Consider the following 25,727-nt stretch of genomic DNA (forward strand, 5'->3'; position numbering starts at 1 on the left):
GTCCCGTCGCAAACACAACGATGGAGACAGGCATGGCACGACAGACAGCAGCACTGAAGGTGGTGGTTCTTTCCTTGGTGACGGCATGGTCCGCGGCGCAAGCCGGCACGGTCTCCGTGCTCACCTCGTTCCCCAAGGAACTGACGGAGGCCTACAAGAAGGCCTTTGAAGCCGCCAACCCCGGCATCAAGATCGAGATCCTCAACAAGAACACCACGGCCAGCATCGCCTACATCAAGGAGCTGGCGGTGGGCCAGCGGCCCGACGTGATGTGGGCCTCGGCGCCCGATGCCTTCGAGGTGCTGGCGCGCGACAAGCTGCTGCAGGCCGCGCCCGAGGTCAAGAACGCCCAGGTGCCGGCCAAGGTCGGCAACTACCCCATCAACGACCCCAACGGCCTGTACTACGGCCAGGCGCTCGCGGGCTACGGCCTGATGTGGAACACGCGCTACATGCAGGCCAACAAGGTGCCCGCGCCGCGCGAGTGGGCCGACCTGACCAAGCCCGCCTACTTCGGCCACGTGGCCATCTCCTCGCCCTCGCGCTCGGGCACCACCCACCTCACGGTCGAGACCATCCTGCAGGGCGAAGGCTGGGAAAAGGGCTGGACGCAGATGCTGCAGATCGCGGGCAACTGCGCGGCCGTGACCGACCGCAGCTTCGCGGTGCCCGATGGCGTGAACAACGGCCAGTACGGCGTCGGCATGGTGATCGACTTCTTCGGCCTGGCCGGCAAGTACTCGGGCTACCCGGTGGAGTTCCACTACCCCTCGGTGACGGCGGTGGTGCCGGCCAACATCGCGCTCATCAGCGGCGGCAAGAACGCCGACGAGGCCAAGAAGTTCATTGCCTACACGCTCTCGCGCGAAGGCCAGGAATTGCTGTTCGACCCGAAGATCAGCCGCCTGCCGGTGCTGCCCAACGCCTCGTTCGGCAACAAGGCGCCGGCCGGCTATCCCGACGCACAGGAAATCGCCAAGCGCGCCAAGGTGCAGTTCAACACCGACCTCTCCAGCAACCGCTACCAGGTGGTGGTGAGCCTGTTCGACCAGATGGTGACCTTCCGCCTCAAGGAGCTGCAGGCCGCCACGCGCGCCATCCACGAGGCCGACCGCAAGCTGCACGCCAAACCCAACGCGCACGGCAGCGAGCTGCTGCGCCAGGCCCGCAGCTTCGCCTACTCGTCGCTGGTGCCCGAGGGCATGGTGAAGGACGAAAAATTCCTCAACCTGTTCCGCCAGAACAAGCGCGACGTGGAAGTGGCCAAGCAGCTCACCGGGCTCGAAGAGCTGTGGAGCTCGAAGGCCAAGGCCAACTACGAGCGCGCGCGCGCCCTGGCCAACCAGGCCGGCGCGCTGGCCAAGTGAGCGCCTGAACGCCCTGTGATGCCCGCGCGGCGGCCTGCCGCGCGCGGGCCCCTCTCTTTCCCGAAAGATTGCCCATGTCCGCTGTCCTGACAGGTCCCGACGCGCCCGCGCCGCGCCGGCTGCGCCCGCCCACCGTGTGGGGCCACTGGCTGCTCGCCGGCCTGGTGTTCGCCTTCCTCGGTCTGTTTCTGCTGCTGCCGATCGCGGAGGTGATCTACACCGCCTTCGTGACGGAAACCGGCGCGCCCACGCTGGGGCATTTCAGCAACTTCTTCGGCCAGAGCCTGTTGCGCGAGTCCCTCATCAACAGCCTGGTGGTGGCGCTGGCCTCGGTGTTCTTCGCCTCGGTGATCGCGATCCCGCTGGCCTACCTCACGGTGCGCTTCGAGTTCCGCGGCGCCCTGCTGATCCAGACGCTGGGCGTGCTGCCGCTGATCATGCCGCCCTTCGTGGGCGCGGTCGCACTGCAGCTCATCTTCGGGCGCAGCGGTTCGGTCAACCTGCTGCTCAACGACGCGTTCGGCTTCACCGTGCCCATCATGGACGGCCTGGTCGGCGTGACCTTCGTCGAAAGCATCCACTACTTCCCCTTCATCCTGCTCAACCTCGTGGCCGCGATGCGCAACATCGACGGCGCCATGGAAGAGTCGGCGCAGAACCTCGGCGCCAAGGGCTGGCGCCTGTTCTGGCGCATCATCTTCCCGCTCTCGCTGCCGGGTTACCTGGCCGGCGCGGCGCTGGTGTTCGTGAAGGTGTTCGACGACCTGGGCACGCCGCTGGTGATGGGCGTGACCAACATGCTCGCGCCGCAGGCCTACCTGCGGATCACCTCGGTGGGCATCGAGGACCCGCTGGGCTACGTCATCAGCGTGATCATGATCGTGCTGTCCATCCTGGCGCTGTGGATGGCCTCGCGCGTCATGAAGGGCAAGGACTACTCCACGTTGCAGAAGGGCGGCAATTCGCTGCAGCGCCGCACGCTGCGCGGCTGGGCCTCGGTGCTGGCCTACGCCTGGGTGGGCTTCGTGCTGCTGGTCACGCTGGCGCCGCACATCGGCATCCTGCTGATGTCCTTCTCCAAGGTCTGGAGCTTCTCGGTGCTGCCCGACAGCTACACCCTGGAGCACTACGCCACCATCTTCACCGACTCCAAGCTGATGGTGGTCAACACCCTCAAGTACTGCCTGATGGCCGCGAGCCTGGACGTGGTGCTGGGCACGCTCATCGCCTACCTGATCTTCCGCACCGAGCTGCCCGCGCGCCGCTGGCTCGACTACATCGCCTCGATCGCGCTGGCCATCCCCGGCCTGGTGCTGGCCATCGGCTACCTGCGCATGTTCAAGGGCGTGGACATTCCGTTCACCGACACGCCGGTGATCAGCACCTGGGTGCTGATCATGATCGCCTACGCGGTGCGCCGCCTGCCGTACGCGCTGCGCTCCTGCATGGCCGCGCTGCAGCAGGTGCACATCTCGCTCGAAGAGGCCGGGCAGAGCCTGGGCGCGGGCAAGGTCAGCACGGTGCGGCGCATCATGGTGCCGCTCATGATGGGCGGCATCCTGGCCGGCTTCGTCACCAGCTTCATCACCGCCGCGGTGGAGCTCTCGGCCACCATCCTGCTCACCTCGGCGCAGAGCCAGGCGCCCATGAGCTATGGCATCTACCTCTACATGCAGAGCATCGCCGGGCGCGGGCCGGGCGCCGCCCTCGGCGTGGTGGCGGTGGTGGTGGTGGCCATCGGCACCTACCTCTCGCACCGCGTGGTGGAGAAATCGCGCGCCCCCACCCGCGCCGCGCAGCCCTGAACGACAGACACATCGAAAGACAGCCATGCATCTGAACAAGGTCTCCCTCGAAGCGCGCCACATCAGCCTGAGCTACGGCAGCACCGAGGTGCTCAAGGACGTCAACATCCGCATCGAGCCGGGCGAGTTCTTCGCCCTGCTCGGCCCCTCGGGCTCCGGCAAGTCCACGCTGCTGCGGCTCATCGCCGGCTTCAACCAGCACCAGCGCGGCGAACTGCTGATCGACGGCAAGGACATCACCGGCACGCCGCCGCACCTGCGCAACGTGGGCATGGTGTTCCAGAACTACGCGCTGTGGCCCCACATGACGGTGTGGGACAACGTGGCCTTCGGTCTGGTGGAGCGCAAGGAGCCCAAGGAGTCGCTGCGCCGCAAGGTGGGGGCCGCGCTCGAACTGGTGGGCCTGCAGGACTACGCGCAGCGCCGGCCGAGCCAGCTCTCGGGCGGGCAGCAGCAGCGCGTGGCGCTGGCGCGCACGGTGGTGATCGAGCCCAAGCTGCTGCTGCTCGACGAGCCGCTGTCCAACCTCGACAAGAACCTGCGCGTGCAGATGCGCGAGGAGCTCAAGAACCTGCAGCGCACGCTGGGCCTGACCACCATCTTCGTGACGCACGACCAGGAAGAGGCGATGACCACCGCCGACCGCATGGCCGTGCTCGACAAGGGTGTGCTGCAGCAGGTGGGCACGGCCGCCGCGCTGTTCGACTTCCCGGCCAATCGCTTCGTGGCCAGCTTCGTGGGCACGGCCAACCTCGTGCAGGGCCGGGTGACGCACGTCAACGGCGAGACCCTGCATTTCCAGGCCGAAGGCCTGGGCGCGATGGTGCTGCCGCGCAACCAGGAGAGCCCGGGCACCGGGCCGGCATCGCTGTCGTTCCGGCCGCACACCGTGCACATCCGCGTGCGCGACGAACATGGCGACGCCTCGCGCATCTGGCTCGACGGCAGGGTGGAAAGCTCCGAGTTCCTGGGCGAGACCTCGCGCTACCGCGTGCGCGTGGGGGAGACCCTGATCGTCGCCAACCAGGCGCACTTCTCGGGCCTCTCGCTGTTCCCGCCCGGGGCCGAGGTGCGGCTGGGCATCGAGCCTTCGCAGGCGCGCTTCCTGACGCACTGAGCGCCCGCCCGCATGGAGATCTACCAGCTGCGTGCCTTCGTCACGGTGGCCAAGATCGGCCAGCTCACGCGAGCGGCCGAGGCCCTGCACGTCACGCAGCCCGCCGTCACCGGGCAGATCAAGGCGCTGGAGGAAGAGCTGGGCGTCTCGCTGTTCGACCGGCGGCCCGGGCGCATCGCGCTCACGCGCGCCGGCGAGCGCCTGCTGCCCGAGGCCGAGAAGGTGCTGGCCGCCGCCGGCTCGCTGATCGGCCGCGCCAAGGAGTTGCAGGGCGAGGTGGCCGGCTCGCTGATCATCGGCACGCTGGGCGACCCGGATGCCTTGCGGCTGGGCTCCTTGCTCGGCGGTCTGGTGGCGGCGCTGCCCCTGCTGGACATCAAGACCCGCTCGGGCGACGCCGAGACGCTGCGCGAGGGCGTGGCCACCTCCACGCTGCAGGCGGCGTTCTACATCGGTCCCCACATCCCGCGCGACGTGCTCGGACTGCCCCTGCAGACGCTGCACTACCGGGTGGTGGCGCCGGTGGCCTACCGCGACCGGCTGCTGCACGCGGGCTGGCGCGAGATCGCCGACCTGCCCTGGATCGGCACGCCGCACGCCGGCCACGTGCAGACGCTGCTGCGCGACCTGTTCTCGCGCCAGGGCCTGCTGCCCAACCAGGTGGTGGAGTCCGACGATGCCTCCGCGCCCTACAGCCTGGTGCGCGCGGGCCTGGGGCTGGCGCTGCTGCGCGAGGACATGGCCGTGCCCGCCGCCGAGCGCGAGGAACTGGTGATCTGGCCGCACACGCGCGTGGCCGCCCTGTTGAGCTTCATCTACCCCAAGACCGCCGAGCACGACCCGGCCATCGTCGCGGCGCTGTCGGTGCTGCGCCAGGTCTGGGGCCTGCCATCGCGCCAGCCGGCCTGAGGCGGCTCAGGAGGTGGGGCGTTCGCGCGTGGGGATGCGCGCCACCACGACCAGGCCGATGGCGGCCGCGGCCAGCAGCGCGGCCAGCACCCAGGGCTGGTGGCGAAAGCCCCAGGCGGAGAGGCTCACCATCACCACCATGGAGCCGATCGCCACTGTCTTGGTGCGCCGGGTCAGGCTGCGGTGCTGCTCCCAGTCGCGCACCATGGGACCGAGGAAACGGTGGTTGAGCAACCAGCCGTGCAGGCGGGGCGAGGCCTTGGCGTAACAGGCCGCGGCCAGCAGCACGAAGGGCGTGGTGGGCAGGCCCGGCAGCGCCACGCCGATGAGGCCCAGCGCCAGCGACACCGTGCCGGCCAGCCAGAGCAGCCAGCGCACGGTGCGGGAGGACGAGGGAGAAGAGGGCATGACGCCAGCATCTTAGCCAGCGCCAGGGACCGCAGCCAGAGCCACCGCGGAACCGGCTTTGCCGGGCCGCCAGGTGCGCCCCCTCAGGGGGTGACGCCGAAGGCGGCGCGGGGGGATGTCAAGATTTTTGGCCGACGGTCAGTTCGACCGTGCCGACACCGTCTACGCTGCCCGTGATCTTGTCGCCCGGTTGCACCGCGCCCACGCCTTCGGGCGTGCCGGTGTAGATCAGGTCGCCGGGTTGCAGGTGGTAGAACAGCGAGAGGTCGGCAATGATCTCGCGGATGTTCCAGATCAGCTTGTCCACGTCGGACTTCTGCTTGACCTCGCCGTTGACGGCCAGCTCGATGCCGCCGCGCTCGATCACCACGCCCGGCATGGGCACGATCTCGCTGCACACGGACGAGTGCTCCACGTCCTTGCCCAGGTCCCAGGGACGGCCCTTGTCGCGCGCCACCAGCTGCAAGTCGCGCCGCGTCATGTCCAGGCCGCAGGCGTAGCCGTAGATGATGTCCTGCGCGTCCTCCGCCTTCACGCGGAAGCCCGCCTTGCCCACCGCCAGCACCAGCTCCATCTCGAAGTGGTAGTTGTTCGTCTCGCTGGGGTAGGGCGTGGTCGCGCCCGAGAGCGCGAGCGTCTGCGGGGCCTTGGTGAAGTAGAACGGCCGCTCGGCCGTCTTGTCCACCGGCTTGCCCATTTCCACCGCGTGCGCGTGGTAGTTGCGGCCGACGAAGAACAGGCGGTTGACGGGGAATTGTTCGGTCTTGCCGCGCACGGGAACCGAAGCGACGGGGGGCGGGGGAAGAGGTAGGTGGTCATGGGTCTTCAAGGCCGGGTCAGGGCATGGCGGGTTGGTTGTCGGGGCGCACCTCGTAGACGCCGAGCTTGCGGTGCAGCGGCGACTCGTCGGCGATGAACAGGAAAGCCGGGGCGCTGGCCGAGGCGTTGGTGAGCGTGGTGGCGGTGTAGCCGGGAATGCAGCAGGTGTCGGCCACCACCAGGTCGAAGCCCTGCGCGTCGGTGGCCACGCGGGCCGCGCCTTCGATCACGTGGTAGATCACCGCGGGCGAGCGCGCAGGCAGCGCGAGCGCCTGGCCCGGGCGCAGCATCAGGGCATGAAAGCCCAGCACGTTCTCGGCGTCCTCGCCGGACTCGGGGTTGGTGTAGGTCACCTGCACGGCGTCGAGGTCGGGCCGGTCGGCCGCCATCGATTCCAGCGCGGCCTTGGCATCGACCCAGGGATAACGCAGCATGGGGTAGCGCTTGCCGCTGCGGCCGAACACCGGCGTGGGCACCACGCCCGGCCGCGCATAGGCCCGGTCGCCGCGGCCCGGCAGGGTTTCCTGGCGCCCGCCGTTGAGGTGGTAGCTCACCTCCAGGTAGTACATCAGCGGCAGGTCGAGCACGTCGAGCCAGATCACGGGCTGGTCGCCGTCGTGGCCGTGCTCGTGCCAGCGGCCCGTGGGCGTGAGGATCAGGTCGCCGCGCGACATCGGGCACCTCTCGCCGTCCACCGTGGTCCAGGCGCCTTCGCCTTCCACGACCATGCGCACCGCGTTGGGCGTGTGGCGGTGGCTGGGCGCCCATTCGCCCGGCATCAGCAGCTGCATGCCGAGGTACATGGCCGAGCTGGCCTGCATCTTCTCCAGCGTGTGGCCCGGGTTGGCCAGCACCAGCACGCGGCGCTCGGCCTTCTCGATCGGCGTGAGTTCGCCGGCCTTGAGCAGCAGCGGCTTGATCGACTGGTAGGCCCAGTGCGTGGCCTGCGTCTGGCGCGACGGCATCTTCGGCGGCAGCACGCCGCGCAGGCTGGGCCACAGCGGCACCAGGTTGAGCGCGCGCAGCTCGGCCACGTAGTCGGCGGGCAGGTCTTCGAGTCGTCCGAGGTCGTTCATGGGGTCTCCTGGGTTCAGTGAGGGGCCAGACAGTTCTCGACGTTCCAGCCGTACAGCCACTCCATCGCATCGTAGAAGCGCTCCGGCGAACGGTCGCGCCAGAGGTCGTTGCGCACCAGGCGCTCCACCCCGCTGGCGTGGTAGATGCGGCCCATCTCGCGCGAGCTCAGCACGATGCGCGCCGTGCGCGCCACGCGCGACCGCTGGTACAGGTCGAACGCCTTCTCGAAGTCATTGTGGTTCACGCGCAAGGCCTCGCCCAGCGTCACCGCGTCCTCGATCGCCATGCAGGCGCCTTGCGCCATGTACTGCGTGGTGGGGTGGGCGGCGTCGCCCAGCAGCGTGACGCGGCCGTAGCTCCATTGGCCGATCGGTTCGCGGTCGGCCGTGGCCCAGCGCTTCCAGCTCTTGGGCAGGTCGATCAGCTGGCGCGCTCGAGGCACGATGCCCTGGAAGTAGCTCTGCACCTCTTCCTTGCTGCCTTCCTTCACGCCCCACTCTTCGGCGTCGCGGCTGTGGAAGGTCACGACCACGTTGTACTGCTCGCCGCCGCGCAGCGGGTAATGCACCAGGTGGCAGTTCGGGCCGACCCAGATGCTGGCCGCGTTCCAGCGCAGGTCTTCGGGGAAGTCGGCCTTGTCCACCACCGCGCGGTAGACCACGTGGCCGGTCACGCGGGCCTCGTCGCCCACGAACTGCTGGCGCACCACGGACTTCACGCCGTCGGCACCGATCAGCGCCAGGCCCCGGTGCGCCTTGCCGTGCTGGTCGTGCACCGTCACGCCCGCGGCGTCCTGCTCGATGCGCTCCACACGCGTGGAGGTGAGGAACTGAATCTGGCCGCTGGCCTGCACGCCTTCAAGCAGCGAGCCGTGGGCGTCGGCGCGGTGGATCACCGCATAGGGGTTGCCAAAGCGCTGGCGGAAGGCCTCGCCGGTGGGGATCTTGCCGACCTGGTACTCGTCGAGCGCGTCGTGCATCACCATGAAGTCGGTGTAGACCGCGCGGCTGCGCGCCTGCTCCCCCACGCCGAGCGCGTCGAAGGCGTGAAAGGCGTTGGGGCCCAGCTGCATGCCGGCGCCGATCTCGCCGATCTCGGGCGCCTGCTCCAGCACCTTGACGCGAAAACCCTGGCGCACCAGGGCGAGCGCGGCGGCCAGGCCGCCGATGCCACCACCGGCCACCAGCACGGGGAGTTCCTGGGAGGGCGAAGTCATGGGTTGTCTCCTTCACATGCAAGGCATGCTGATGATAAGTGTACTTATTGTATGGGCGATGCTAGGATTCCGGCAAGCCCCTCCCGTCCCCTGACGCTCCCGCCCCCCTTCCTTTCCCCTTCCATGAAGCGCAGCCTGCCTCCGGCAATCGACATCGACGATCAGCCCGGCCACAACATCCGGCGGCTGCACCAGATTTCGGTGGGCATCTTTCTTCGGGAGCTGGGCGACCTGGAGCTCACGCCGGTGCAATACGCGGCGCTGCAGACCGTGGCCAACCACCCCGGGATCGACCAGCGCACGCTGGCGCGCACCATCGCGCTGGATGCGTCCACCACCGGCGGCGTGGTCGACCGCATGGAGTCGCGCGGCTGGCTGGAGCGGCGCACCTCACCCGAAGACCGGCGCTCGCGCCAGCTGGTGTTGACCGACGCGGGCGACGCGCTGCTGGCCGATGCCGTGCCGGCCATGCTGCAGGTGCAGGAGCACATCCTGGCGCCGTTGTCCGAGCGCCAGCGCGGCGAGTTCATGAAGCTGCTGCGCCTGCTGGTGGACACCAACAACGCGCACAGCCGCGCACCCAGCGAAGCGATGAAGTGAGCCGCGTGGCGGGGCGGCTCAGCCCCGCAGGTGCGCCACGACGGCGTTCACCACCTGCTCGTCGCGCAGCAGCCGCGTGTGGCCCAGGCCATCGGTCGCCATCAGGCGCGCGCCGGCGATCGCATCGCGGTAGGCCTCGGCGTCGGCAAACCGGTTGATGCGGTCCTCCCGGTCGTGCACGATCAGCGTGGCCGCGGCCACGCGCGGGCCGACCGCCGCCGGCTCGAACTGGCGCATCAGGATGCCCTCGCGCGCCTCCACCCGCTGCTGCAGGCGCTCCCGCGTGTCCTCGCTCAGGCCGAAGACCTTCGCGAACAGGCGGGTGTACGCATGGGGCGAGGCGGGGGCGCGAGCAGCGCGAGCCGGGCCACGGGCAGGCCGCGCGCGGCCGCATAGGCCAGGGCGTTGGCCGCGAGCGAATGCGCTGCCACGGCGCGCACCTCGTGGCCCTGCTGCTGCAGGCGCGCGGTGAGGTACTCGATGGCGCGCGCGAACTGTGGCAGGTTGCTGGTGCTGCCCTGGCTGCGCCCGTGCGCGGGCAGGTCCACCAGCACGGGCCGCAGGCCCTGGTCCCTCAAGGCTTGCGCCAGGGGCAGCATCTGCGCGGCGTGGCCGCCCCAGCCATGCAGCAGGAGCACCACGGGGCCGGGCGCGCCGGGCGGCTCGTACAGCGTGATGCTGGCCTGCTCGAAGGGCCAGGGCGTGGCCCGCCAGGCGGCCAGCGCGGGCTGGCGGCGGTGCAGCCATTTGGGCGGCAGCGGCGTGCCGAACACGCGGTAGGCGCCGCGCACCGCCAGCGCCGGCCAGAGCTTCTCGGACAGGCCCAGCGCCCAGCGCAGCCAGCGCGTGCCCGGGTTGGCCTGGTAGTAGGTGGAAGCGGTTTGCAAGGGGGTGGTGCTCATGGGGGGTCTCCGTTAAATCGCACAATCGTGCGAAATTTGGGCAAAAAAAGAGAAGCGGTCAGTGTTCGTAGGTCTTGACCAGGCGGGCCCAGGTCGCCTGGGCGCGTTCGGCGGCGCGCGGATCGCGCAGGAAGCGCACGTCGTGAACCAGCCCGATCGCCAGGCTGCAGATCTCGCCCACCAGTTGTTCGGGGTCGGTGTCGGGTTGGAGGTGGCCGAGTTCGATCGCCTGCAGCACGGTGCGCCGCAGCGCGGCCCGCCAGCGCGTGACCTCGCCCAGCAGCAGGTCGCGCAGCTCGCCTTCGCGGTCGTCGAGTTCAAAGGCGCCGGAGGTGTAGAGGCAGCCGGTGTGCGCCTCCACGTCGCGCAGGCGGATGAGCCAGCGCCGCACGATCTCGCTCAGGCGCGGCAGCCCCTTGGGCGCCTGCATGGCGGGCACGAACACGTCGCCGATGAAGCGGCGGCCGAACTCCTCGATCACCGCCTTCTGCAAGGCCTCGCGCGAACCCACGCGCGAGAACACGCCGCTCTTGGAAATGCCGATGCGGTCGGCCACCGCCTGCAGGGTGATGGCCTCCAGCCCGTCGGACGCGGCCAGGTCCAGCGCCGCGCCCACGATGGCGGCGCGTGTCATTTCACTCTTCTGGGTCCGGGCGTCCATGGCGCAACTTTAGCACGATCGTGCGAAATAACAAGACCCTGACCCGCTTGGCGCGGCCCGCCGCCGTCGCTATGATCGCGGCGTCCTGTGCACCCTTGGTGGCCGCCCTTGGAACCCCCCCACTCCCCCCTGCTGACGCTGGAACACCTGGCCATGATGGATGCCGGGGTTTCCGTCATCGTCAGCAGCTGCGGGCCGGACCTCACGCCCAGCGTCATGCGGGCCGTGGGCAGCCAGGTCGGGCCGCAGGGCCGCCTCATCACGGTGTACCTGTGCCGCAGCCAGTCCGCGCAACTGTTGCGCGACATCGCCCGCAGCGGGCGCCTCGCCGCGGTGTTCAGCCAACCCAGCACCCACAAGACCGTGCAGCTCAAGACGCGCACCGCCCGCTTGCGCGAGGCGCGCGAGGACGAAGCGGCGGTGCTGCAGCGCTACCTGCGCGGCATGGAGCACGAATTGGCCCTGCTCGGCTTCGACCGCGTCTACGCGCGGGCCATGCTCACGCACCGCCTCGACGACGTGGTGGCGATCGAGTTCGAGCCCGAACAAGCCTTCGACCAGACGCCGGGCAGCAAGGCCGGCCAGCCGATCGCGGGGCGCGCATGACGGCGGTGGACCTGGCCGAGGTGCGGCCTTGTCTGGAAGGGGTGATCCCCGCCATGGTGGCGACCACGGCGGCCGACGGCACGCCCAACGTGGCCTACATCTCGCAGGTCTATTACGTGGACGAGGGCCACGTCGCGCTGTCGTTCCAGTTCTTCAACAAGACGCGCCAGAACCTGCTGGCCCACCCGCGCTCGACGCTGCTGGTGCTCAACCCGCTCAACGCGGTGTTCTACCGCCTGCACCTGCGCTACCTGCGCACCGAAGACGCAGGCCCGGTGTTCGAGAGCATGAAGGCGCAGCTCGCCGGCATCGCTTCCCACACCGGCATGGCCGAGGTGTTCCGCCTGCGTGGCTCGGACATCCACGAGGTGATCGAGGTGGAGCGGCTGCCGCAGGAGCCGCTGGCCGAACCGCTGCCGCTGCCGCCTGCCCCGCCGGCGGCGCTCGCGGTGCTGCGCCGGGCCAGTGCGCGCCTGTCGAGCGCGCGCAGCCTGGGCGCGGTGCTGGAAGCCACGCTGGACGTGTTGGAGAACGAGCTGGCCATGCCGCACGCGATGCTGCTGATCCTCGATGCGGCTTCGCAGCGCCTCTACACCGTGGCCAGCCGGGGTTACGCCACCTCGGGCGTGGGGTCGGAGATCGCGCTGGGCGACGGTGTGATCGGCGTGGCCGCGCGCGAGCGCACGCCGGTGCGCATCGGCCACATGGCCAGCGCCTACCTCTACAGCCGGGCCATGCGCGACAGTCTGGTGAGCGGCGACGGCAGCGTCCCGGCCGGCACCGACATCCCGTACCCCGGTCTGTCCGAGCCGCACAGCCAGCTGGCCGTGCCCCTGTTGTCGGCCGGCCGCGTGACCGGCGTGCTCTTTGTTGAAAGCCCGTTGGACCTGCGGTTCAGCTACGAAGACGAGGACCTGCTGGTGGCGCTGGGTGGGCAGCTCGGTGCCGTGATCGACCTGATGCAGGCGTCTGAAGCGGCCTGCACCGAAGAGGAGACCGCGAGCGCCGCCGCCACCGCGGCACCGGTGCCGGCTGGCCCCGCGCTGCGCGTGCGGCACTACCGCAGCAACGACAGCGTGTTCGTCAACAACAGTTACCTGATCAAGGGCGTGGCGGGGGCGATCCTGTGGAAACTGCTGCAGGACGGCCAGCGCCAGGGCCGAAGCGAGTTCACCAACCGGGAGCTGCGCCTCGACACCTCGCTGCGCCTGCCCGACGTGGCCGACAACCTGGAAGCCCGCCTGCTGCTGCTGCACCGCCGGCTGGCCGAGCAGTGCCCGCAGTTGCGCATCCAGAAGACGGGGCGGGGGTGTTTCCGCTTCGAGGCGCTGCGCCCGGTCGAGCTGGAAGAGGTGGCCGCCTAGACCGTGGCCAGGCCGGGCACGGGCGGCAGGCCGAGCCCGCGCGCGAGCTTCATCGCGTTGTGCGCGTTGAGCATGCCGCGCGTGGCGTCGAGCATGCCTTCGAACACCGGTGCCGGTGCGCCCGCCCGCATCTCCTGCATCACGCCCAGGCGTTCGGGCGCGTTGAGGTTGGGCAGCATCCAGCGCATCACGAGCATCATCTCGGCTGGCGGGATGGTCGCCACCAGGGCGTTGTGCACGTCCACCAGCTCGGCGTCGGTGTAGGCGGCCCAGAGCGCGGCGTTGTGCGCGGTCTCTTCGGTGTGCATGTGCTGCAGGTTGTCGGCCACGAACAGGGCGAGCGCGAGGTACAGCGCGTGCAGGCCGGCTTCGCGCTCGTCCGCGTCGCAGCCTGGCAGGGCCTGGGCGGCGTCGCTCAGGTGCTGGATGTGGTGCAGGTGCCCATCGTGCTCCTGCGCCACGCGGGCGCAGGCGCCCGGGCAGCGCGCCTCCAGCGCCGGGTGCACGAAGCCGTTCTCGTGCGCCACGTGGTTGGCGCACAGCGCCATCAGCTCGACCACCTGCGCGACGGTGCGCGCCAACTCCGCGCCGTCGGTGGGGTCGGTGCGGCCGACCGTGAGCAGGGTGTCGGCCATGAAGGCGCGCAAGGCCTTGTGGATGCCGGCATAGAGGTTGAAGCGGCCAAGGCCGGTGCGGGCGGTGGCGGCGACGTGCGCCATTTCGAGGGCGTGGGATTGCATGGTGTGGATTCCTTTGGCAGGCGAATGGCCCGGCCTTGTCTCGGGATGACCGCCGCACCCCATGTGCGACGAATCATGGAGAGTCAGTCTAGGAATCCGCGCCGAAGCGCGCCGCTAAATAGCGCTTAAAGGAATCGTAAAAAAACCTTAACCCGTCAAAACCGGGCCGCCATCAGTCCAAACCGCGCACGCGACCGCGCAATTGTTTGACGCCGGAGCGGGCCGCCTTGCCTTCCAGCCGCCGCTGCTTGGCGCCGAAGCTGGGTTTCGTGGCCTTGCGTGCCTTGGGCACCGTGGCCACGCTGTCGACCAGGGCCTGCAGCCGCTCCAGCGCCTCGGCCTTGTTCTGCTCCAGGCTGCGGCTGGTCTGCGCCTTGATGACCACCACGCCCTCGGTGGTGATGCGCTGGTCGCTCAGCGCGAGCAGGCGCTCCTTCACCGCCTCGGGCAGGGACGAGCCGTGCACCGCGAAGCGCAGGTGCACCGCGTTGGAGACCTTGTTCACGTTCTGCCCGCCCGCGCCCTGGGCGCGGATGGCGGTGAACTCGACCTCGGCGGGATCGATGGTGATCGGCATCGGCGCAGTGTGCCACGCGCCACATGCCGCACTCAGCCGGGCGGCAGGGTCGCGGGGCCGTCGTCCGTCTCGTCCTTGAGTCCGATGCCGGTGAGCTGGCGCTGGCGGGCCTGCGCGAGCAGCGCGTGCAGTTTCGCGGCGGCGCGCGCGGGTGGCAGGCCGGCGTCGCGCACGTTGGAGATGCAGTTGCGCTCGGCGTCGCGGCGGCCGGGCCGGGGTGCCCAGGTGAAGTAGATGCCCAGGCTGTCGGGCGAACTCAGGCCGGGGCGCTCACCGATCAGCACGACCACGGTGCGCGCGCCCAGGGCTTCGCCGATCTCGTCGCCGATGGCCACGCGGCCTTGTTCGACCAGGGCCACGGGCGCCACCGTCCAGCGGTGGGCGGGGTCGGCGCGCAGCCGGGGCAGGAGCGCGGCCATCAGGGGCGCGGCGTGGCGCATCACGGCCAGCGCCGAGAGGCCGTCGGCGATCACGAAGGCCAGGTCGGGCCTTGCGGGGGCGGCGTCCCCGCCTTGCAAGCGCTCGCGCGAGGCGGCGTCCAGCCGCCGCCCGAGGTCGGGGCGCTGCAGGTAGGCGGCGCGGTCCGACGCGGCGCTGTGCAGGTGCAGGCTGGTGAGGTCGAGCGCCTGCAGCGCGCCGGCCAGGTCGCCCGGGTCGAAGGCCAGGTGCACCGCATCGCGCGCCTGGGCATGCGCCAGCTGGAAGGCGAGGTGCGCGGCGGTGGGCTGGCTGTGCCCCGCGCGGCCGAGCGCGATGCGCGCGTCGGTGAAGCCTTGCAAACGCGCCCAGGTGGCGGGGATCACCGGCGCGCTCATGCGCTGCGGCCCAGCCGGGCGATGGCCGGCGCGAACGCGGCCGGCAGGGTGGGGCTCAGGCGCAGCACGTCGCCGGCTTCGGTGACGCCCATGCGCCGCAGCCAGGCCTCGAATTCGGGCGCCGGCCGCAGGCCCAGCAGCTGCCGCATGGCCAGCGCGTCGTGGAACGAGGTGCTCTGGTAGTTGAGCATGATGTCGTCGGCGCCCGGCACGCCCATGATGAAGTGCACGCCCGCCGTGCAGAGCAGGGTGAGCAGCGCGTCCATGTCGTCGGCATCGGCCTCGGCGTGGTTGGTGAAGCACACGTCGCAGCCCATGGGCAGGCCCAGCAGCTTGCCGCAGAAATGGTCCTCCAGCCCGGCGCGCAGGATCTGCTTGCCGTTGTAGAGGTACTCCGGGCCGATGAAGCCGACCACGGTGTTGACCAGCAAGGGCTGGAAATGCCGTGCCACGGCGTAGGCCCGTGCCTCCAGGGTCTGCTGGTCGCAGCCGTGGTGCGCGCCGGCCGAGAGGGCGCTGCCCTGGCCGGTCTCGAAATACATCACGTGCTCGCCGCGCCGGCCGTCGTCGAACAGCGCGCCGCGTTGCAGCGAGAGCGCCGCGGCGCGCGCTTCGGCCAGCAGCGCGAGGTGGATGCCGAAGCCGCGGTTGGCGGCCTCGGTGCCGGCGATGGACTGGAACACCAGGTCCACCGGCGCGCCGCGTTCGATCGCCTGCAGCGTGTTCGTCACGTGGGTGAGCACGCAGCTCTGCGTGGGCATGGCGTAGCGGGTGATGAGCTCGTCGAGCATGGACAACAGGCGCATCACCTGGGGCAGGTTGTCGCTCGCGGGGTTGATGCCGATCACCGCGTCGCCGCTGCCGTGCAGCAGACCGTCGAGCAGGCTGGCCGCGATGCCGGCGAGGTCGTCGGTCGGGTGGTTGGGTTGCAGGCGCGTGGCGAGCCGCCCCGGCAGGCCGATGGTGCCGCGAAAGCGCGTCGCCACCCGGCATTTCCGCGCAATCAGGGCCAGGTCCTGCACCCGGCAGAGCTTGCTCACCGCGGCCACCATCTCGGGCGTGAGGCCCGGGGCCAGCGCGGCAAGCGCCTCGGGGCTGGCCGCGTCGCCGAGCAGCCAGTTGCGGAAATCGCCCACCGTGAGGTGTGCCACCGGCGCGAAGGCCGCCGCGTCGTGCGTGTCCACGATCAGCCGCGTGACCTCGTCGTCCTCATAGGGCACCACCGCCTCGTGCAGGAAGTGCGAGAGCGGGAGTTCGGCCAGCGCCATCTGCGCGGCCACGCGCTCCTGGCTGCTGGCCGCGGCCACGCCGGCCAGCTGGTCGCCCGAGCGCAGGGGCGTGGCGCGCGCCAGCAGCGTGCGCAGGTCGTCGAACCGGTGGCTCTGTGTGCCGACGCTGTGGTGAAAACCCATGCGCCCCACTGTACGGCCAAGCGCGGCTCCAGTCACCCCGGAACCCGTGGGTGGATGGCCGCACTGGGATAATCGCCCCATGGCAAGCAAACAGCGCGTGGTGGTCGGATTGAGCGGGGGAGTGGACTCCGCGGTGAGCGCGTACCTGCTCAAACAGCAGGGGCACGAGGTCATCGGCATCTTCATGAAGAACTGGGAAGACGACGACGACAGCGAATACTGCTCGACGCGGCAGGACTTCCTGGACGCCGCCAGCGTGGCCGACGTGCTCGGCATCGACATCGAACACGTGAACTTCGCCGCCGAGTACAAGGACCGCGTGTTCGCCGAGTTCCTGCGCGAGTACCAGGCCGGGCGCACGCCCAACCCCGACATCCTGTGCAACGCCGAGATCAAGTTCAAGGCCTTCCTGGACCACGCCATGCGCCTGGGTGCCGAGAAGATCGCGACGGGCCACTACGCCCGGGTGCGTGAGCGCGCCGGGGCGTTCGAGCTGCTCAAGGGCAGGGACCCGCTCAAGGACCAGAGCTACTTCCTGCACCGCCTGAACCAGGCGCAGCTGGCCAAGACGCTGTTCCCCGTGGGCGAGCTGCCCAAGACCGAGGTGCGCCGCATCGCGGCCGAGATCAACCTGCCCAACGCGAAGAAGAAGGACAGCACCGGCATCTGCTTCATCGGCGAACGGCCGTTCCGCGACTTCCTCAACCGCTACATCGCCAAGGAACCCGGGCCGATCAAGGATGCCAAGGGCCGCGTGCTCGGCCAGCACGTGGGCCTGAGCTTCTACACCCTGGGCCAGCGCCAGGGCCTGGGCATCGGCGGTGTGCGCGAGAAGGGAGCGCAGAAGGGCGGCAACGAGCATGCGCCGTGGTTCGTGGCGCGCAAGGACGTCGAGAAGAACACGCTGTGGGTGGTGCAGGGCCACGACCACCCCTGGCTGCTGACGCCGCGCCTGCGCGCGCAGGACGCGAGCTGGGTGGCCGGCCATGCGCCCGAGGCCGCCAGCCTGGCCGCCAAGACGCGCTACCGCCAGGCCGATGCGCCCTGCCGTTTCGAGGCCGAGGGCGATCAGGGCTTTGCGCTGGACTTCACCGACCCGCAATGGGCCGTGACCCCGGGCCAGAGCGCGGTGCTGTACGACGGCGAGGTCTGCCTGGGGGGTGGCGTGATCACGACCGACGCCGCGTCCTTCCAGGCATCGCCGGCGAAGGCCCGGCCCGTGACGGCTTAGGCCTTGTGCGACGCCCCGAGCCGGGCGTGAATCCGCCGCGTGGTTCGCCACACGGCCCACAGCACCAGGGGAATCAAAGCACCCGCCGCCATCTCCGGCTGGATCGGCAGGCCCGCCGCCTTCGCGCCCTTGGCCACGTAGAGCAGCAGGCTGATCACGTAGTACGAGATCGCCGCGATCGACAGGCCTTCCACCGTGGTCTGCAGGTGCAGCTGCATTTCCTGGCCGCGCGTGAGTTTCTCCAGCAACTGCTGGTTCTGCGCCTCGGTCACGATGTCCACCCGGGTGCGCAGCAAGGCGCTGGTGCGCGCGACGCGTTCCGACAAGGACGTGAGCCGCTGCGCGCTCGCGGCCACCGTGGCCATGGCCGGTGACAGGCGCCGTTGCATGAACTCGCCGATGGTCTGCGTGCCCGGGATGGGCCGCTCGCGCAGTTCGGCGATGCGCTGTGTGACCAGGGCGTCGTAGGCGCGCGTCGCGGCAAAGCGGTAGGTGTTCTCGGCCGTGGCGCGCTCCACGCGCGCGGCGAGCGATACCAGCTGATCGAGCAGGTCCTGTTCCGAGGCCGACTTGTTTTCCAGCTGCGCGGTGATGCTGGCGAGCTGAGCTTCGGCCTGCGTCAGCGTGGGCCCCAGGGCCTTGGCGACGGGCAGGCCGCGCAGCGCCATCAGCCGGTAGGTCTCCAGCTCCAGCAGGCGCTGCGAGATGCGCCCGGCCCGGGTTTCGCTGACGTGGGGCGGCGCGATCACCAGCACGCGTTCGAAGCCCGAGGGCTGCAGGTGGAAGTCGGTCACCGCCCACGAGTGGCCGCCGCCCAGCTGGGAGGCCACCACGGTGCGGTGGCCGAACCAGCGCTGGGCCGGCCCCATGAGGCAGGCCTGGGCCGACGGCGTCTGCTCCGGCAGCTCGGCGTGCAGCATCACGAGCTGGATCGCCGCGATGGTCCGGCCGGGAATGTCGCGCAGCCAGCCCGGTGGCGTCACCAGGGCCTCCAGCAGGTCGGGATCGCTGGCGCCCAGCCCGGCTTCGGCGGGCAGGGCCTGCACGAGGGAGTAGCGCGTGAACTCGGTGTGGCGCTCCCACTTCAGCGTGTGCTCTCCGAAGCGCAGCCGCAGGAAGTTGCCCTGCATCTGCTCGGGCGAGAGGCCCTGCTGGCCCGGCAGCCGGCGCAGGTGCTCACGTTCCTGCTCGCGGCTCACGCCCTCGTTGAGCACGGCGACGAACACCACCAGCGCGGGCAGCCGGATGCGCGCGGAAGGCCGCGCGTGCACCTCGTTGTGCAACTCGGCTCGCAGCGCGTCGTCGGCGGGCAGCAGGCCCTGGGGCAGGGCGGTCGGAGCGGACGTTTCGGGGGATTCGTTCATGGGCGGGGCATCGGCGATGGACGTTCACTGTATGCGAAGCGACGTGGCCCCCGCTGCCCCCTGAGGGGTGACAGGCCCTAGCGAACCGAGGGGGCGACCGATGGGTCGGTGAACACCAGCGACAAGGGATAGCGCTGCCCCGACAAGTGGTCTTCCATGCAGCGCAGCACCAGCGGGCTGCGCAGGCGCGCGGCGTTGGCGCGGATTTCCTGGGGTGTCATCCACAGGGTGCGCACGATGCCGGCGTCCAGCGCGCGGCCGGGCAGCACCTCGCCCAGCTCCCCGCTGTAGGCGAAGCGCAGGTAGGTGATGTCCTCGTCCGGCTGGCCCGCGCGGCCCGGGCGCTGGAAGCGCGAGAGGTACACGCCCACCAGGGCCGTGGGCGTGAACGCGTGGGTGGTCTCTTCCAGCGTTTCGCGCACCACGCCTTCGAGCGGGCCTTCGCCCGGATCGAGGTGGCCGGCCGGGTTGTTCAGGCGCAGGCCGTCGGCCGTGTGCTCCTCGACCAGCAGGAAGCGCCCGTCGCGTTCGATGACGGCGGCCACGGTGACGCTGGGTTTCCATCGGGTGTTCATGGCGCGCATTATGGGCTTTGCGGCGCGCCGGCATGGGCCGAATCGGGCGCTTTCGGGTAAGCTCGCCCGACTTTCACATTCAACTTGTGGGTGAGGAGATATTCATGCTGATAGGCGTACCCGCTGAGACCACAGTGGGCGAGACCCGAGTGGCCGTGACCCCGGAGACGGCAAAGAAGTACGTGGCGCAAGGCCACACCGTGCGCGTGCAATCGGGCGCGGGCGTGGCCGCCAGCGTCACCGACGCGGCCTACACCGCCGTGGGCGCGGAGATCACCGATGCGGCCGGCGCCCTGGGCGCCGACCTGGTGCTCAAGGTGCGCCCGCCGTTCGACAACGAGCTGGCCCTGATGAAACCCGGCGCCACCGTGGTCGGCATGCTCAACCCCTTCGATGCAGAGGGCCTGCAGCGCCTGGCCAAAGCCGGCTTGACCGCCTTCGCGCTCGAAGCCGCGCCGCGCACCACGCGCGCGCAGAGCATGGACGTGCTCTCCTCGCAGGCCAACATCGCCGGCTACAAGGCCGTGATGGTCGCCGCGCACCACTACCAGCGCTTCTTCCCCATGCTCATGACGGCGGCGGGCACGGTCAAGGCCGCGCGCGTGGTGATCCTGGGCGTGGGCGTGGCCGGCCTGCAGGCCATTGCCACGGCCAAGCGCCTGGGCGCGGTGATCGAGGCCTCCGACGTGCGCCCGAGCGTGAAGGAGCAGGTCGAGTCGCTGGGCGGCAAGTTTATCGATGTGCCCTACGAGACCGCCGAAGAGAAGGAAGCCGCCGAAGGCGTGGGTGGCTACGCCCGCCCGATGCCGCCGTCCTGGCTGGAGCGCCAGAAGGCCGAGGTGGCCAAGCGCGTGGCCCAGGCCGACGTGGTCATCTCCACCGCGCTCATCCCCGGCCGCGCCGCGCCCGTGCTCATCACCGAGGACATGGTCAAGTCCATGAAGCCCGGCAGCGTGATCGTGGACATCGCCGCCGGCAAGGGCGCGGACGGCGTGGGCGGCAACTGCCCGCTGACCGAGGCCGACAAGACGGTGGTCAAACATGGCGTGACGCTGGTCGGCGAGACCAACCTGGCGGCGATGGTGGGTGCCGATGCCTCGGCCCTGTACGCGCGCAACGTGCTCGACTTCCTCAAGCTCATCGTCAACAAGGACGGTGCGCTGCATGTGGACATGGAAGACGACATCGTGGCGGCCTGCCTGATGGCGCAAGGCGGCGAGGTCAAGCGCAAATGAGCCGTGTGATGCTGCGCGCGAAACTGCACCGCGCCACCGTGACCGAGGCCGACCTGCATTACGAAGGCTCCTGCGGCATCGACGAGGACCTGCTGGACGCGGCCGACATGCGCGAGTACGAGAAGATCGAGCTCTACAACGTCAACAACGGCGAGCGCTTCTCGACCTACATCATCAAGGCCGCGCGCGGTTCGGGCGCCATCTCGCTCAACGGCGCGGCCGCGCGCAAGGCGCACGTGGGCGACCTGCTGATCATCTGCACCTACTCCCCGGTGGACGACGCGGCCGTGCCGCAGTGGAAGCCGCGTGTCGTGTTGCTCGGCGAGGGCAACCGCATCAACGAGATCAAGAAAACCTGAAGCGAGGAGACTCCTATGGACGCCGTATCCCCCACCGTGCTCAACCTCATCATCTTCGTGCTGGCCATCTACGTGGGCTACCACGTGGTGTGGAACGTCACGCCCGCGCTGCACACGCCGCTGATGGCCGTGACCAACGCCATCTCGGCCATCGTGATCGTGGGTGCCATGCTGGCCGCCGCGCTCACGGAAACCAATCTGGGCAAGACCATGGGCGTGCTGGCCGTGGCGCTGGCCGCGGTCAACGTCTTCGGTGGCTTCCTGGTCACCCGGCGCATGCTGGAGATGTTCAAGAAAAAAGAGCGCAAGGCGCCCGCAGCTGAGGGAGCGCACAAATGAGCGCCGCGCAGAACCGCTTCAAGCAAGCTCGCGCCCCCATGGGGGGCAGTGAGTACACGCCAGTGACAAACGTGGGGGCCCAATAATGTCCATGAACCTCGTCACGCTGCTGTACCTGGTTGCCAGCGTCTGCTTCATCCAGGCCTTGAAGGGCCTGTCGCACCCCACCACCTCGATCCGGGGCAACCTCTTTGGCATGACCGGCATGGCCATCGCCGTGCTGACCACCGCCGCGCTCATCGTCGAACTCTCCGGCGGCAAGGCACAGGGCATGGTCTGGGTGCTGGGTGGCCTGGTGGTCGGTGGCGCCATCGGCGCGCTCATGGCCAACCGGGTCGAGATGACCAAGATGCCCGAGCTGGTCGCCTTCATGCACAGCATGATCGGCCTGGCTGCGGTCTGCATCGCGGTGGCCGTGGTGGCCGAGCCCTGGGCCTTCGCCATTGTCGCCAAGGGCGAAGCGATCCCGGGCGGCAACCGCATCGAACTCGCGCTGGGCGCCTTCATCGGGGCCGTCACCTTCTCGGGCTCGGTCATCGCCTTCGGCAAGCTCTCGGGCAAGTACAAGTTCCGCCTGTTCCAGGGCGCACCGGTCACCTTCGCCGGCCAGCACAAGCTCAACCTGGTGCTGGGCCTGGCCACCGCCTTCTTCATCTTCGGTTTCTGGCACTCGCAGAGCTGGATGGACATCGTGCTGGTGATTGCCCTGGGCTTCATCCTGGGCGTGCTCATCATCATCCCCATCGGTGGCGCCGACATGCCGGTGGTGGTGTCCATGCTCAACAGCTACTCGGGCTGGGCGGCCGCCGGCATCGGCTTCAGCCTGAACAACTCCATGCTGATCATCGCCGGCTCGCTGGTGGGCTCCTCCGGTGCCATCCTCTCGTACATCATGTGCAAGGCGATGAACCGCTCGTTCTTCAACGTGATCCTGGGCGGCTTCGGTGGCGACGCCACGGCGGCCGCCACCGGTGGTGGCGTGCAGCGCACCGCCAAGAGCGGCAGCGCCGACGACGCGGCCTTCATCCTGGGCAACGCCGAGACCGTCGTCATCGTGCCCGGCTACGGCCTGGCCGTGGCGCGCGCTCAGCACGCGGTGAAGGAGCTGGCGCACAAGCTGACCGAGAAGGGCATCACCGTGAAGTACGCCATCCACCCGGTGGCCGGCCGCATGCCGGGGCACATGAACGTGCTGCTGGCCGAGGCCGAGGTGCCGTACGACCAGGTGTTCGAGATGGAGGACATCAACGGCGAGTTCGGCCAGGCCGACGTGGCCATCATCCTGGGGGCCAACGACGTGGTGAACCCGGCCGCCCTGCAGAAGGGCAGCGCGATCTACGGCATGCCGATCCTGGAGGCCTACAAGGCCAAGACGGTGATCGTGAACAAGCGCTCCATGGCCGCCGGCTACGCGGGTCTGGACAACGAGCTGTTCTACATGGACAAGACCATGATGGTCTTCGGCGACGCCAAGAAGGTCGTCGAGGACATGACCAAGGCCGTCGAGTAAATCGAAAGCGTCCATTTCCGACCGATACCCGAAGGGCCCGTGGCGACACCGGCCCTTCGGTTTTTGTAGCATGCTTGCAGCCAGTCGCGGGTTTTAGAGTGGGCTGTCAGAACCGCGTAAGGGAAAAACACGAGGCCCCGTGCCTTGCTTCCCACTGACAATGCCCGGTTGTTGTATCCACAAGAACGAGGAGATTCCGAATGAGCGAACCGACGGCCAACCGTCCCTGGCTGGGGGCTTATCCCGCCGGCGTGCCTGCCGACATCGACGTGGCGCAATATCCCTCGCTGGTGCACCTGATGGAGGAAAGCTTCCAGAAGCACGCCGGTCGCACCGCCTACAGCTTCATGGGCAAGGACGTCAGCTTCGCGCAGACCGACAGCCTCTCGCAGGCCTTCGCGGCCTACCTGCAGGGCCTGGGCTTGGTCAAGGGCGACCGCGTGGCCATCATGATGCCCAACGTGCCCCAGTACCCGGTGGCGGTGGCCGGCATCCTGCGCGCGGGCTTCGTGGTGGTCAACGTCAACCCGCTGTACACGCCGCGCGAACTCGAGCACCAGCTCAAGGACTCGGGCGCCAAGGCGATCGTGATCATCGAGAACTTCGCGCACACGCTGCAGCAGTGCATCGCCAACACGCCGACCAAGCACGTGGTGCTCACGGCCATGGGCGACCAGCTGGGCCTGCTCAAGGGCGCGCTGGTGAACTACGTGGTGCGCAACGTCAAGAAGATGGTGCCGGCCTACAGCCTGCCACAGGCGGTGCGCTTCAACGACGCCATTGCCAAGGGCACGCGTGGCACGCTCAAGCGGCCCGAGATCAAGCCCGACGACATGGCCGTGCTGCAGTACACCGGCGGCACCACCGGCGTGAGCAAGGGCGCGGTGCTGCAGCACCGCAACGTGATCGCCAACGTGCTGCAGTCCGAGGCCTGGAACGACCCCGTGATGAAGAAGGTGCCGGCTGGTGAGCAGCCCACCAGCGTGTGCGCCCTGCCGCTGTACCACATCTTCGCGTTCACGGTGAACATGATGCTGGCCATGCGCACGGGCGGCAAGACCATCCTGATCCCCAACCCGCGCGACCTGCCGGCCGTGCTCAAGGAGCTGAGCAAGCACACCTTCCACAGCTTCCCGGCGGTCAACACGCTGTTCAACGGCCTGGCCAACCACCCCGACTTCAACACCGTCAACTGGAGCAACCTCAAGGTTTCGGTGGGCGGTGGCATGGCGGTGCAAAGCGCGGTGGCCAAGCTCTGGCTGGAGAAGACCGGCTGCCCGATCTGCGAAGGCTATGGCCTGAGCGAGACCAGCCCGTCGGCCAGCTGCAACCCGACCACCAGCACCGAGTACAGCGGCACCATCGGCGTGCCCCTGCCCAACACCTACATGAAGTGCCTGGACGACGATGGCAACGAGGTGCCGATGGGCCAGCCGGGCGAGATCGCGATCAAGGGTCCGCAGGTCATGGCGGGCTACTGGCAGCGCCCCGACGAGACCGCCAAGGTCATGACGGCCGACGGCTTCTTCAAGAGCGGCGACGTGGGTGTGATGGACGCGCGCGGCTACTTCAAGATCGTGGACCGCAAGAAGGACATGGTGCTGGTCAGCGGCTTCAACGTGTACCCCAACGAGGTGGAGGACGTGGTGGCCCTGTTGCCCGGCGTGATGGAATGCGCCGTGGTCGGTGTGCCGGACGAGAAGTCGGGCGAGGCGGTCAAGCTCGTGATCGTCAAGAAGGACGAGAGCCTCACCGAGGCGCAGGTGCGCGAGTACTGCAAGACCAATCTCACCGGCTACAAGCAGCCCAAGGTGGTGGAGTTCCGCACCGAGCTGCCCAAGACACCCGTGGGCAAGATCCTGCGGCGCGAGTTGCGCGACAAGAAATGAAGCGGGCGCGCTGCGCCACAATGCAAGGCGGCTTCGGCCGCCTTTTCTTTTGCCCGTCCAGGAGGGACCGTTCCGTGACCACCATCGCCATCGTCAGCGCCCTGCACGAAGAGCTGGCCGCTGTGCTCGCGCTCATGCCCGACGAACAGCAGCAAGTGGTGGGCGGGCGCACGTTCTGGCGTGGCCATCTGCACGGGCACGACGTGGTGGCGGTGCTTTCGGGCATCGGCAAGGTGGCTGCCGCCACCACCGCCACCGCGCTCATCGAGCGCTTCGGCGTGCAGCGCATCGTGTTCACCGGCGTGGCCGGCGGGCTGGCGCCGGGCGTGCGCGTGGGGGACGTGGTGGTGGCCCGGCACTTCCTGCAGCACGACATGGACGCCTCACCGATCTTCCCGCGGCACGAGGTGCCCGGTTATGGCCGCTCCCGCTTCGATGCCGACCCCACGCTGACCACGCAGCTCGTGCAGGCGAGCGAGCGGGTGCTGCACGAATTGCCCGCACGCCTCGGTGCCGAGGTGATGCAGGCCTTTGGTCTGGAGACGCCCCGCTGCCACCAGGGCCTGCTGATCAGCGGCGACCGTTTCGTCTCGACCACCACCGAGAGTCTGGGCCTGCGCGAAACGCTGCCCGATGCGCTCGCGGTGGAAATGGAGGGCGCCGCGTTCGCCCAGGTGTGCCACGACTACGGCGTGCCGCTGGCCATGGTGCGCACCATCTCCGACCGGGCCGACGACGCGGCCCACGTGGACTTTCCGCGCTTTCTGCGCGAGGTGGCGAGCCGCTACAGCGGCGCGGTCATTGAAACCCTGCTGCGAGAGAAGTGATGC

General features: G+C 69.2%; 25 protein-coding genes and 1 pseudogene. 14 read left to right on the top strand and 12 right to left on the bottom strand.

Going from position 1 to position 25,727, the window contains the following annotated elements; translation table 11 throughout:
• Positions 1-32 precede the first annotated feature (32 nt).
• The 4 genes from ABSY19_RS15650 to ABSY19_RS15665 all read left to right on the top strand — a co-directional run bounded on the left by ABSY19_RS15650 (position 33) and on the right by ABSY19_RS15665 (position 5,198).
• The gene (locus ABSY19_RS15650; protein WP_382153099.1) at positions 33-1,367 is read left to right on the top strand and encodes an ABC transporter substrate-binding protein; all 1,335 of its coding nucleotides are present in this window, start codon (positions 33-35) and stop codon (positions 1,365-1,367) included.
• A gap of 74 nt (positions 1,368-1,441) precedes the next feature.
• The gene (locus tag ABSY19_RS15655) at positions 1,442-3,172 is read left to right on the top strand and encodes an ABC transporter permease (protein ID WP_382153102.1); all 1,731 of its coding nucleotides are present in this window, start codon (positions 1,442-1,444) and stop codon (positions 3,170-3,172) included.
• Between the two features lie 31 nt (positions 3,173-3,203).
• Complete coding sequence (locus ABSY19_RS15660; RefSeq protein ID WP_382163828.1) at positions 3,204-4,289, top strand: ABC transporter ATP-binding protein; 1,086 nt, start codon at positions 3,204-3,206, stop codon at positions 4,287-4,289.
• A gap of 12 nt (positions 4,290-4,301) precedes the next feature.
• Complete coding sequence (locus ABSY19_RS15665) at positions 4,302-5,198, top strand: LysR family transcriptional regulator (protein WP_382153105.1); 897 nt, start codon at positions 4,302-4,304, stop codon at positions 5,196-5,198.
• 6 nt (positions 5,199-5,204) lie between these two features.
• On the opposite strand, the gene ABSY19_RS15670 is transcribed toward ABSY19_RS15665, so the two are convergent.
• From ABSY19_RS15670 to ABSY19_RS15685, 4 genes are all read right to left on the bottom strand, one after another.
• On the bottom strand, positions 5,205-5,606 hold the full coding sequence (locus ABSY19_RS15670; protein WP_382153108.1) for a YbaN family protein: 402 nt from the start codon (positions 5,604-5,606) through the stop codon (positions 5,205-5,207).
• Positions 5,607-5,724: 118 nt separating this feature from the next.
• Entirely contained in the window at positions 5,725-6,381 is a 657-nt protein-coding gene (locus ABSY19_RS15675) for a fumarylacetoacetate hydrolase family protein (protein WP_382153111.1), read from the bottom strand.
• A gap of 61 nt (positions 6,382-6,442) precedes the next feature.
• Positions 6,443-7,501: a cupin domain-containing protein gene (locus tag ABSY19_RS15680; protein ID WP_382153114.1), complete on the bottom strand. Its 1,059-nt coding sequence runs from the start codon at positions 7,499-7,501 to the stop codon at positions 6,443-6,445.
• A gap of 14 nt (positions 7,502-7,515) precedes the next feature.
• The gene (locus ABSY19_RS15685; protein ID WP_382153117.1) at positions 7,516-8,718 is read right to left on the bottom strand and encodes a 3-hydroxybenzoate 6-monooxygenase; all 1,203 of its coding nucleotides are present in this window, start codon (positions 8,716-8,718) and stop codon (positions 7,516-7,518) included.
• A 123-nt stretch (positions 8,719-8,841) separates the two neighbouring features.
• Between ABSY19_RS15685 and ABSY19_RS15690 the strand changes: the two genes are divergently transcribed.
• A complete protein-coding gene (locus tag ABSY19_RS15690; protein ID WP_382153120.1) occupies positions 8,842-9,318 on the top strand; it encodes a MarR family winged helix-turn-helix transcriptional regulator in 477 nt (158 codons plus the stop codon).
• Between the two features lie 18 nt (positions 9,319-9,336).
• Here the strand turns inward: ABSY19_RS15690 and ABSY19_RS15695 are convergent.
• Together ABSY19_RS15695 and ABSY19_RS15700 are read right to left on the bottom strand one after the other, a co-directional pair.
• Positions 9,337-10,220: pseudogene (locus tag ABSY19_RS15695) on the bottom strand (alpha/beta hydrolase).
• Between the two features lie 58 nt (positions 10,221-10,278).
• On the bottom strand, positions 10,279-10,881 hold the full coding sequence (locus ABSY19_RS15700; protein WP_291113625.1) for a TetR/AcrR family transcriptional regulator: 603 nt from the start codon (positions 10,879-10,881) through the stop codon (positions 10,279-10,281).
• Positions 10,882-10,989: 108 nt separating this feature from the next.
• On the opposite strand from ABSY19_RS15700, the gene ABSY19_RS15705 reads away from it, so the two are divergent.
• Together ABSY19_RS15705 and ABSY19_RS15710 are read left to right on the top strand one after the other, a co-directional pair.
• On the top strand, positions 10,990-11,487 hold the full coding sequence (locus ABSY19_RS15705) for a hypothetical protein (protein ID WP_382153123.1): 498 nt from the start codon (positions 10,990-10,992) through the stop codon (positions 11,485-11,487).
• Positions 11,484-12,851 carry a GAF domain-containing protein gene (locus ABSY19_RS15710; protein WP_382153126.1) on the top strand — a complete coding sequence of 456 codons (1,368 nt, stop codon included), beginning with the start codon at positions 11,484-11,486 and terminating at the stop codon, positions 12,849-12,851. Before ABSY19_RS15705 ends, ABSY19_RS15710 begins: the two co-directional genes overlap by 4 nt.
• Here the strand turns inward: ABSY19_RS15710 and ABSY19_RS15715 are convergent.
• The 4 genes from ABSY19_RS15715 to ABSY19_RS15730 all read right to left on the bottom strand — a co-directional run bounded on the left by ABSY19_RS15715 (position 12,848) and on the right by ABSY19_RS15730 (position 16,395).
• Positions 12,848-13,591, bottom strand: a complete 744-nt coding sequence (locus ABSY19_RS15715) for a hemerythrin domain-containing protein (protein ID WP_382153129.1) — start codon at positions 13,589-13,591, stop codon at positions 12,848-12,850. The two genes, ABSY19_RS15710 and ABSY19_RS15715, sit on opposite strands and share 4 nt — an antisense overlap.
• 172 nt (positions 13,592-13,763) lie before the next feature.
• A complete protein-coding gene (arfB, locus tag ABSY19_RS15720; RefSeq protein WP_382153132.1) occupies positions 13,764-14,168 on the bottom strand; it encodes an alternative ribosome rescue aminoacyl-tRNA hydrolase ArfB in 405 nt (134 codons plus the stop codon).
• A gap of 32 nt (positions 14,169-14,200) precedes the next feature.
• Positions 14,201-14,983 carry an ethanolamine ammonia-lyase subunit EutC gene (gene eutC / locus ABSY19_RS15725; RefSeq protein ID WP_382153135.1) on the bottom strand — a complete coding sequence of 261 codons (783 nt, stop codon included), beginning with the start codon at positions 14,981-14,983 and terminating at the stop codon, positions 14,201-14,203.
• Complete coding sequence (locus tag ABSY19_RS15730) at positions 14,980-16,395, bottom strand: ethanolamine ammonia-lyase subunit EutB (protein ID WP_382153138.1); 1,416 nt, start codon at positions 16,393-16,395, stop codon at positions 14,980-14,982. The genes eutC and ABSY19_RS15730 overlap by 4 nt, the downstream gene beginning before the upstream one ends.
• Before the next feature lie 79 nt (positions 16,396-16,474).
• Between ABSY19_RS15730 and mnmA the strand changes: the two genes are divergently transcribed.
• Positions 16,475-17,626 (top strand): tRNA 2-thiouridine(34) synthase MnmA, encoded by a 1,152-nt coding sequence (gene mnmA / locus ABSY19_RS15735; protein ID WP_382153141.1) that lies wholly within the window; start codon positions 16,475-16,477, stop codon positions 17,624-17,626.
• Here the strand turns inward: mnmA and ABSY19_RS15740 are convergent.
• Positions 17,623-18,990: a DUF3422 family protein gene (locus ABSY19_RS15740; RefSeq protein ID WP_382153144.1), complete on the bottom strand. Its 1,368-nt coding sequence runs from the start codon at positions 18,988-18,990 to the stop codon at positions 17,623-17,625. The two genes, mnmA and ABSY19_RS15740, sit on opposite strands and share 4 nt — an antisense overlap.
• A gap of 77 nt (positions 18,991-19,067) precedes the next feature.
• Positions 19,068-19,565 carry an NUDIX hydrolase gene (locus ABSY19_RS15745; protein WP_382153147.1) on the bottom strand — a complete coding sequence of 166 codons (498 nt, stop codon included), beginning with the start codon at positions 19,563-19,565 and terminating at the stop codon, positions 19,068-19,070.
• 104 nt (positions 19,566-19,669) lie between these two features.
• Between ABSY19_RS15745 and ABSY19_RS15750 the strand changes: the two genes are divergently transcribed.
• The 6 genes from ABSY19_RS15750 to ABSY19_RS15775 all read left to right on the top strand — a co-directional run bounded on the left by ABSY19_RS15750 (position 19,670) and on the right by ABSY19_RS15775 (position 25,724).
• The gene (locus ABSY19_RS15750; RefSeq protein WP_382153150.1) at positions 19,670-20,800 is read left to right on the top strand and encodes a Re/Si-specific NAD(P)(+) transhydrogenase subunit alpha; all 1,131 of its coding nucleotides are present in this window, start codon (positions 19,670-19,672) and stop codon (positions 20,798-20,800) included.
• A complete protein-coding gene (panD, locus tag ABSY19_RS15755; RefSeq protein ID WP_382153153.1) occupies positions 20,797-21,159 on the top strand; it encodes an aspartate 1-decarboxylase in 363 nt (120 codons plus the stop codon). Before ABSY19_RS15750 ends, panD begins: the two co-directional genes overlap by 4 nt.
• 15 nt (positions 21,160-21,174) lie before the next feature.
• Positions 21,175-21,498 carry an NAD(P) transhydrogenase subunit alpha gene (locus tag ABSY19_RS15760; RefSeq protein WP_382153156.1) on the top strand — a complete coding sequence of 108 codons (324 nt, stop codon included), beginning with the start codon at positions 21,175-21,177 and terminating at the stop codon, positions 21,496-21,498.
• An 85-nt stretch (positions 21,499-21,583) separates the two neighbouring features.
• Complete coding sequence (locus ABSY19_RS15765; protein ID WP_382153158.1) at positions 21,584-23,008, top strand: NAD(P)(+) transhydrogenase (Re/Si-specific) subunit beta; 1,425 nt, start codon at positions 21,584-21,586, stop codon at positions 23,006-23,008.
• A 200-nt stretch (positions 23,009-23,208) separates the two neighbouring features.
• Positions 23,209-24,897: a long-chain-fatty-acid--CoA ligase gene (locus ABSY19_RS15770; protein ID WP_382153161.1), complete on the top strand. Its 1,689-nt coding sequence runs from the start codon at positions 23,209-23,211 to the stop codon at positions 24,895-24,897.
• 134 nt (positions 24,898-25,031) lie between these two features.
• Positions 25,032-25,724 carry a 5'-methylthioadenosine/adenosylhomocysteine nucleosidase gene (locus ABSY19_RS15775; RefSeq protein ID WP_382163830.1) on the top strand — a complete coding sequence of 231 codons (693 nt, stop codon included), beginning with the start codon at positions 25,032-25,034 and terminating at the stop codon, positions 25,722-25,724.
• Positions 25,725-25,727 lie beyond the last annotated feature (3 nt).

Source organism: Hydrogenophaga sp. ANAO-22 (assembly GCF_042466645.1).
In the GTDB taxonomy this organism is placed as follows: Bacteria; Pseudomonadota; Gammaproteobacteria; order Burkholderiales; family Burkholderiaceae_C; genus Hydrogenophaga.

What these genes read in the sequence shown, in the direction of transcription:
- ABSY19_RS15665 (WP_382153105.1), top strand. Translation starts at nt 4,302, where the DNA reads ATGGAGATCTACCAGCTGCGTGCCTTCGTCACGGTGGCCAAGATCGGC.
- ABSY19_RS15670 (WP_382153108.1), bottom strand. Translation starts at nt 5,606, where the DNA reads ATGCCCTCTTCTCCCTCGTCCTCCCGCACCGTGCGCTGGCTGCTCTGG.
- ABSY19_RS15745 (WP_382153147.1), bottom strand. Translation starts at nt 19,565, where the DNA reads ATGAACACCCGATGGAAACCCAGCGTCACCGTGGCCGCCGTCATCGAA.
- eutC (WP_382153135.1), bottom strand. Translation starts at nt 14,983, where the DNA reads ATGAGCGCGCCGGTGATCCCCGCCACCTGGGCGCGTTTGCAAGGCTTC.
- ABSY19_RS15700 (WP_291113625.1), bottom strand. Translation starts at nt 10,881, where the DNA reads ATGGACGCCCGGACCCAGAAGAGTGAAATGACACGCGCCGCCATCGTG.
- ABSY19_RS15740 (WP_382153144.1), bottom strand. Translation starts at nt 18,990, where the DNA reads ATGAACGAATCCCCCGAAACGTCCGCTCCGACCGCCCTGCCCCAGGGC.
- ABSY19_RS15650 (WP_382153099.1), top strand. Translation starts at nt 33, where the DNA reads ATGGCACGACAGACAGCAGCACTGAAGGTGGTGGTTCTTTCCTTGGTG.
- ABSY19_RS15655 (WP_382153102.1), top strand. Translation starts at nt 1,442, where the DNA reads ATGTCCGCTGTCCTGACAGGTCCCGACGCGCCCGCGCCGCGCCGGCTG.
- ABSY19_RS15760 (WP_382153156.1), top strand. Translation starts at nt 21,175, where the DNA reads ATGGACGCCGTATCCCCCACCGTGCTCAACCTCATCATCTTCGTGCTG.
- ABSY19_RS15710 (WP_382153126.1), top strand. Translation starts at nt 11,484, where the DNA reads ATGACGGCGGTGGACCTGGCCGAGGTGCGGCCTTGTCTGGAAGGGGTG.
- ABSY19_RS15715 (WP_382153129.1), bottom strand. Translation starts at nt 13,591, where the DNA reads ATGCAATCCCACGCCCTCGAAATGGCGCACGTCGCCGCCACCGCCCGC.
- ABSY19_RS15750 (WP_382153150.1), top strand. Translation starts at nt 19,670, where the DNA reads ATGCTGATAGGCGTACCCGCTGAGACCACAGTGGGCGAGACCCGAGTG.
- ABSY19_RS15730 (WP_382153138.1), bottom strand. Translation starts at nt 16,395, where the DNA reads ATGGGTTTTCACCACAGCGTCGGCACACAGAGCCACCGGTTCGACGAC.
- arfB (WP_382153132.1), bottom strand. Translation starts at nt 14,168, where the DNA reads ATGCCGATCACCATCGATCCCGCCGAGGTCGAGTTCACCGCCATCCGC.
- ABSY19_RS15690 (WP_382153120.1), top strand. Translation starts at nt 8,842, where the DNA reads ATGAAGCGCAGCCTGCCTCCGGCAATCGACATCGACGATCAGCCCGGC.
- panD (WP_382153153.1), top strand. Translation starts at nt 20,797, where the DNA reads ATGAGCCGTGTGATGCTGCGCGCGAAACTGCACCGCGCCACCGTGACC.
- ABSY19_RS15680 (WP_382153114.1), bottom strand. Translation starts at nt 7,501, where the DNA reads ATGAACGACCTCGGACGACTCGAAGACCTGCCCGCCGACTACGTGGCC.
- mnmA (WP_382153141.1), top strand. Translation starts at nt 16,475, where the DNA reads ATGGCAAGCAAACAGCGCGTGGTGGTCGGATTGAGCGGGGGAGTGGAC.
- ABSY19_RS15770 (WP_382153161.1), top strand. Translation starts at nt 23,209, where the DNA reads ATGAGCGAACCGACGGCCAACCGTCCCTGGCTGGGGGCTTATCCCGCC.
- ABSY19_RS15775 (WP_382163830.1), top strand. Translation starts at nt 25,032, where the DNA reads ATGCCCGACGAACAGCAGCAAGTGGTGGGCGGGCGCACGTTCTGGCGT.
- ABSY19_RS15685 (WP_382153117.1), bottom strand. Translation starts at nt 8,718, where the DNA reads ATGACTTCGCCCTCCCAGGAACTCCCCGTGCTGGTGGCCGGTGGTGGC.
- ABSY19_RS15765 (WP_382153158.1), top strand. Translation starts at nt 21,584, where the DNA reads ATGTCCATGAACCTCGTCACGCTGCTGTACCTGGTTGCCAGCGTCTGC.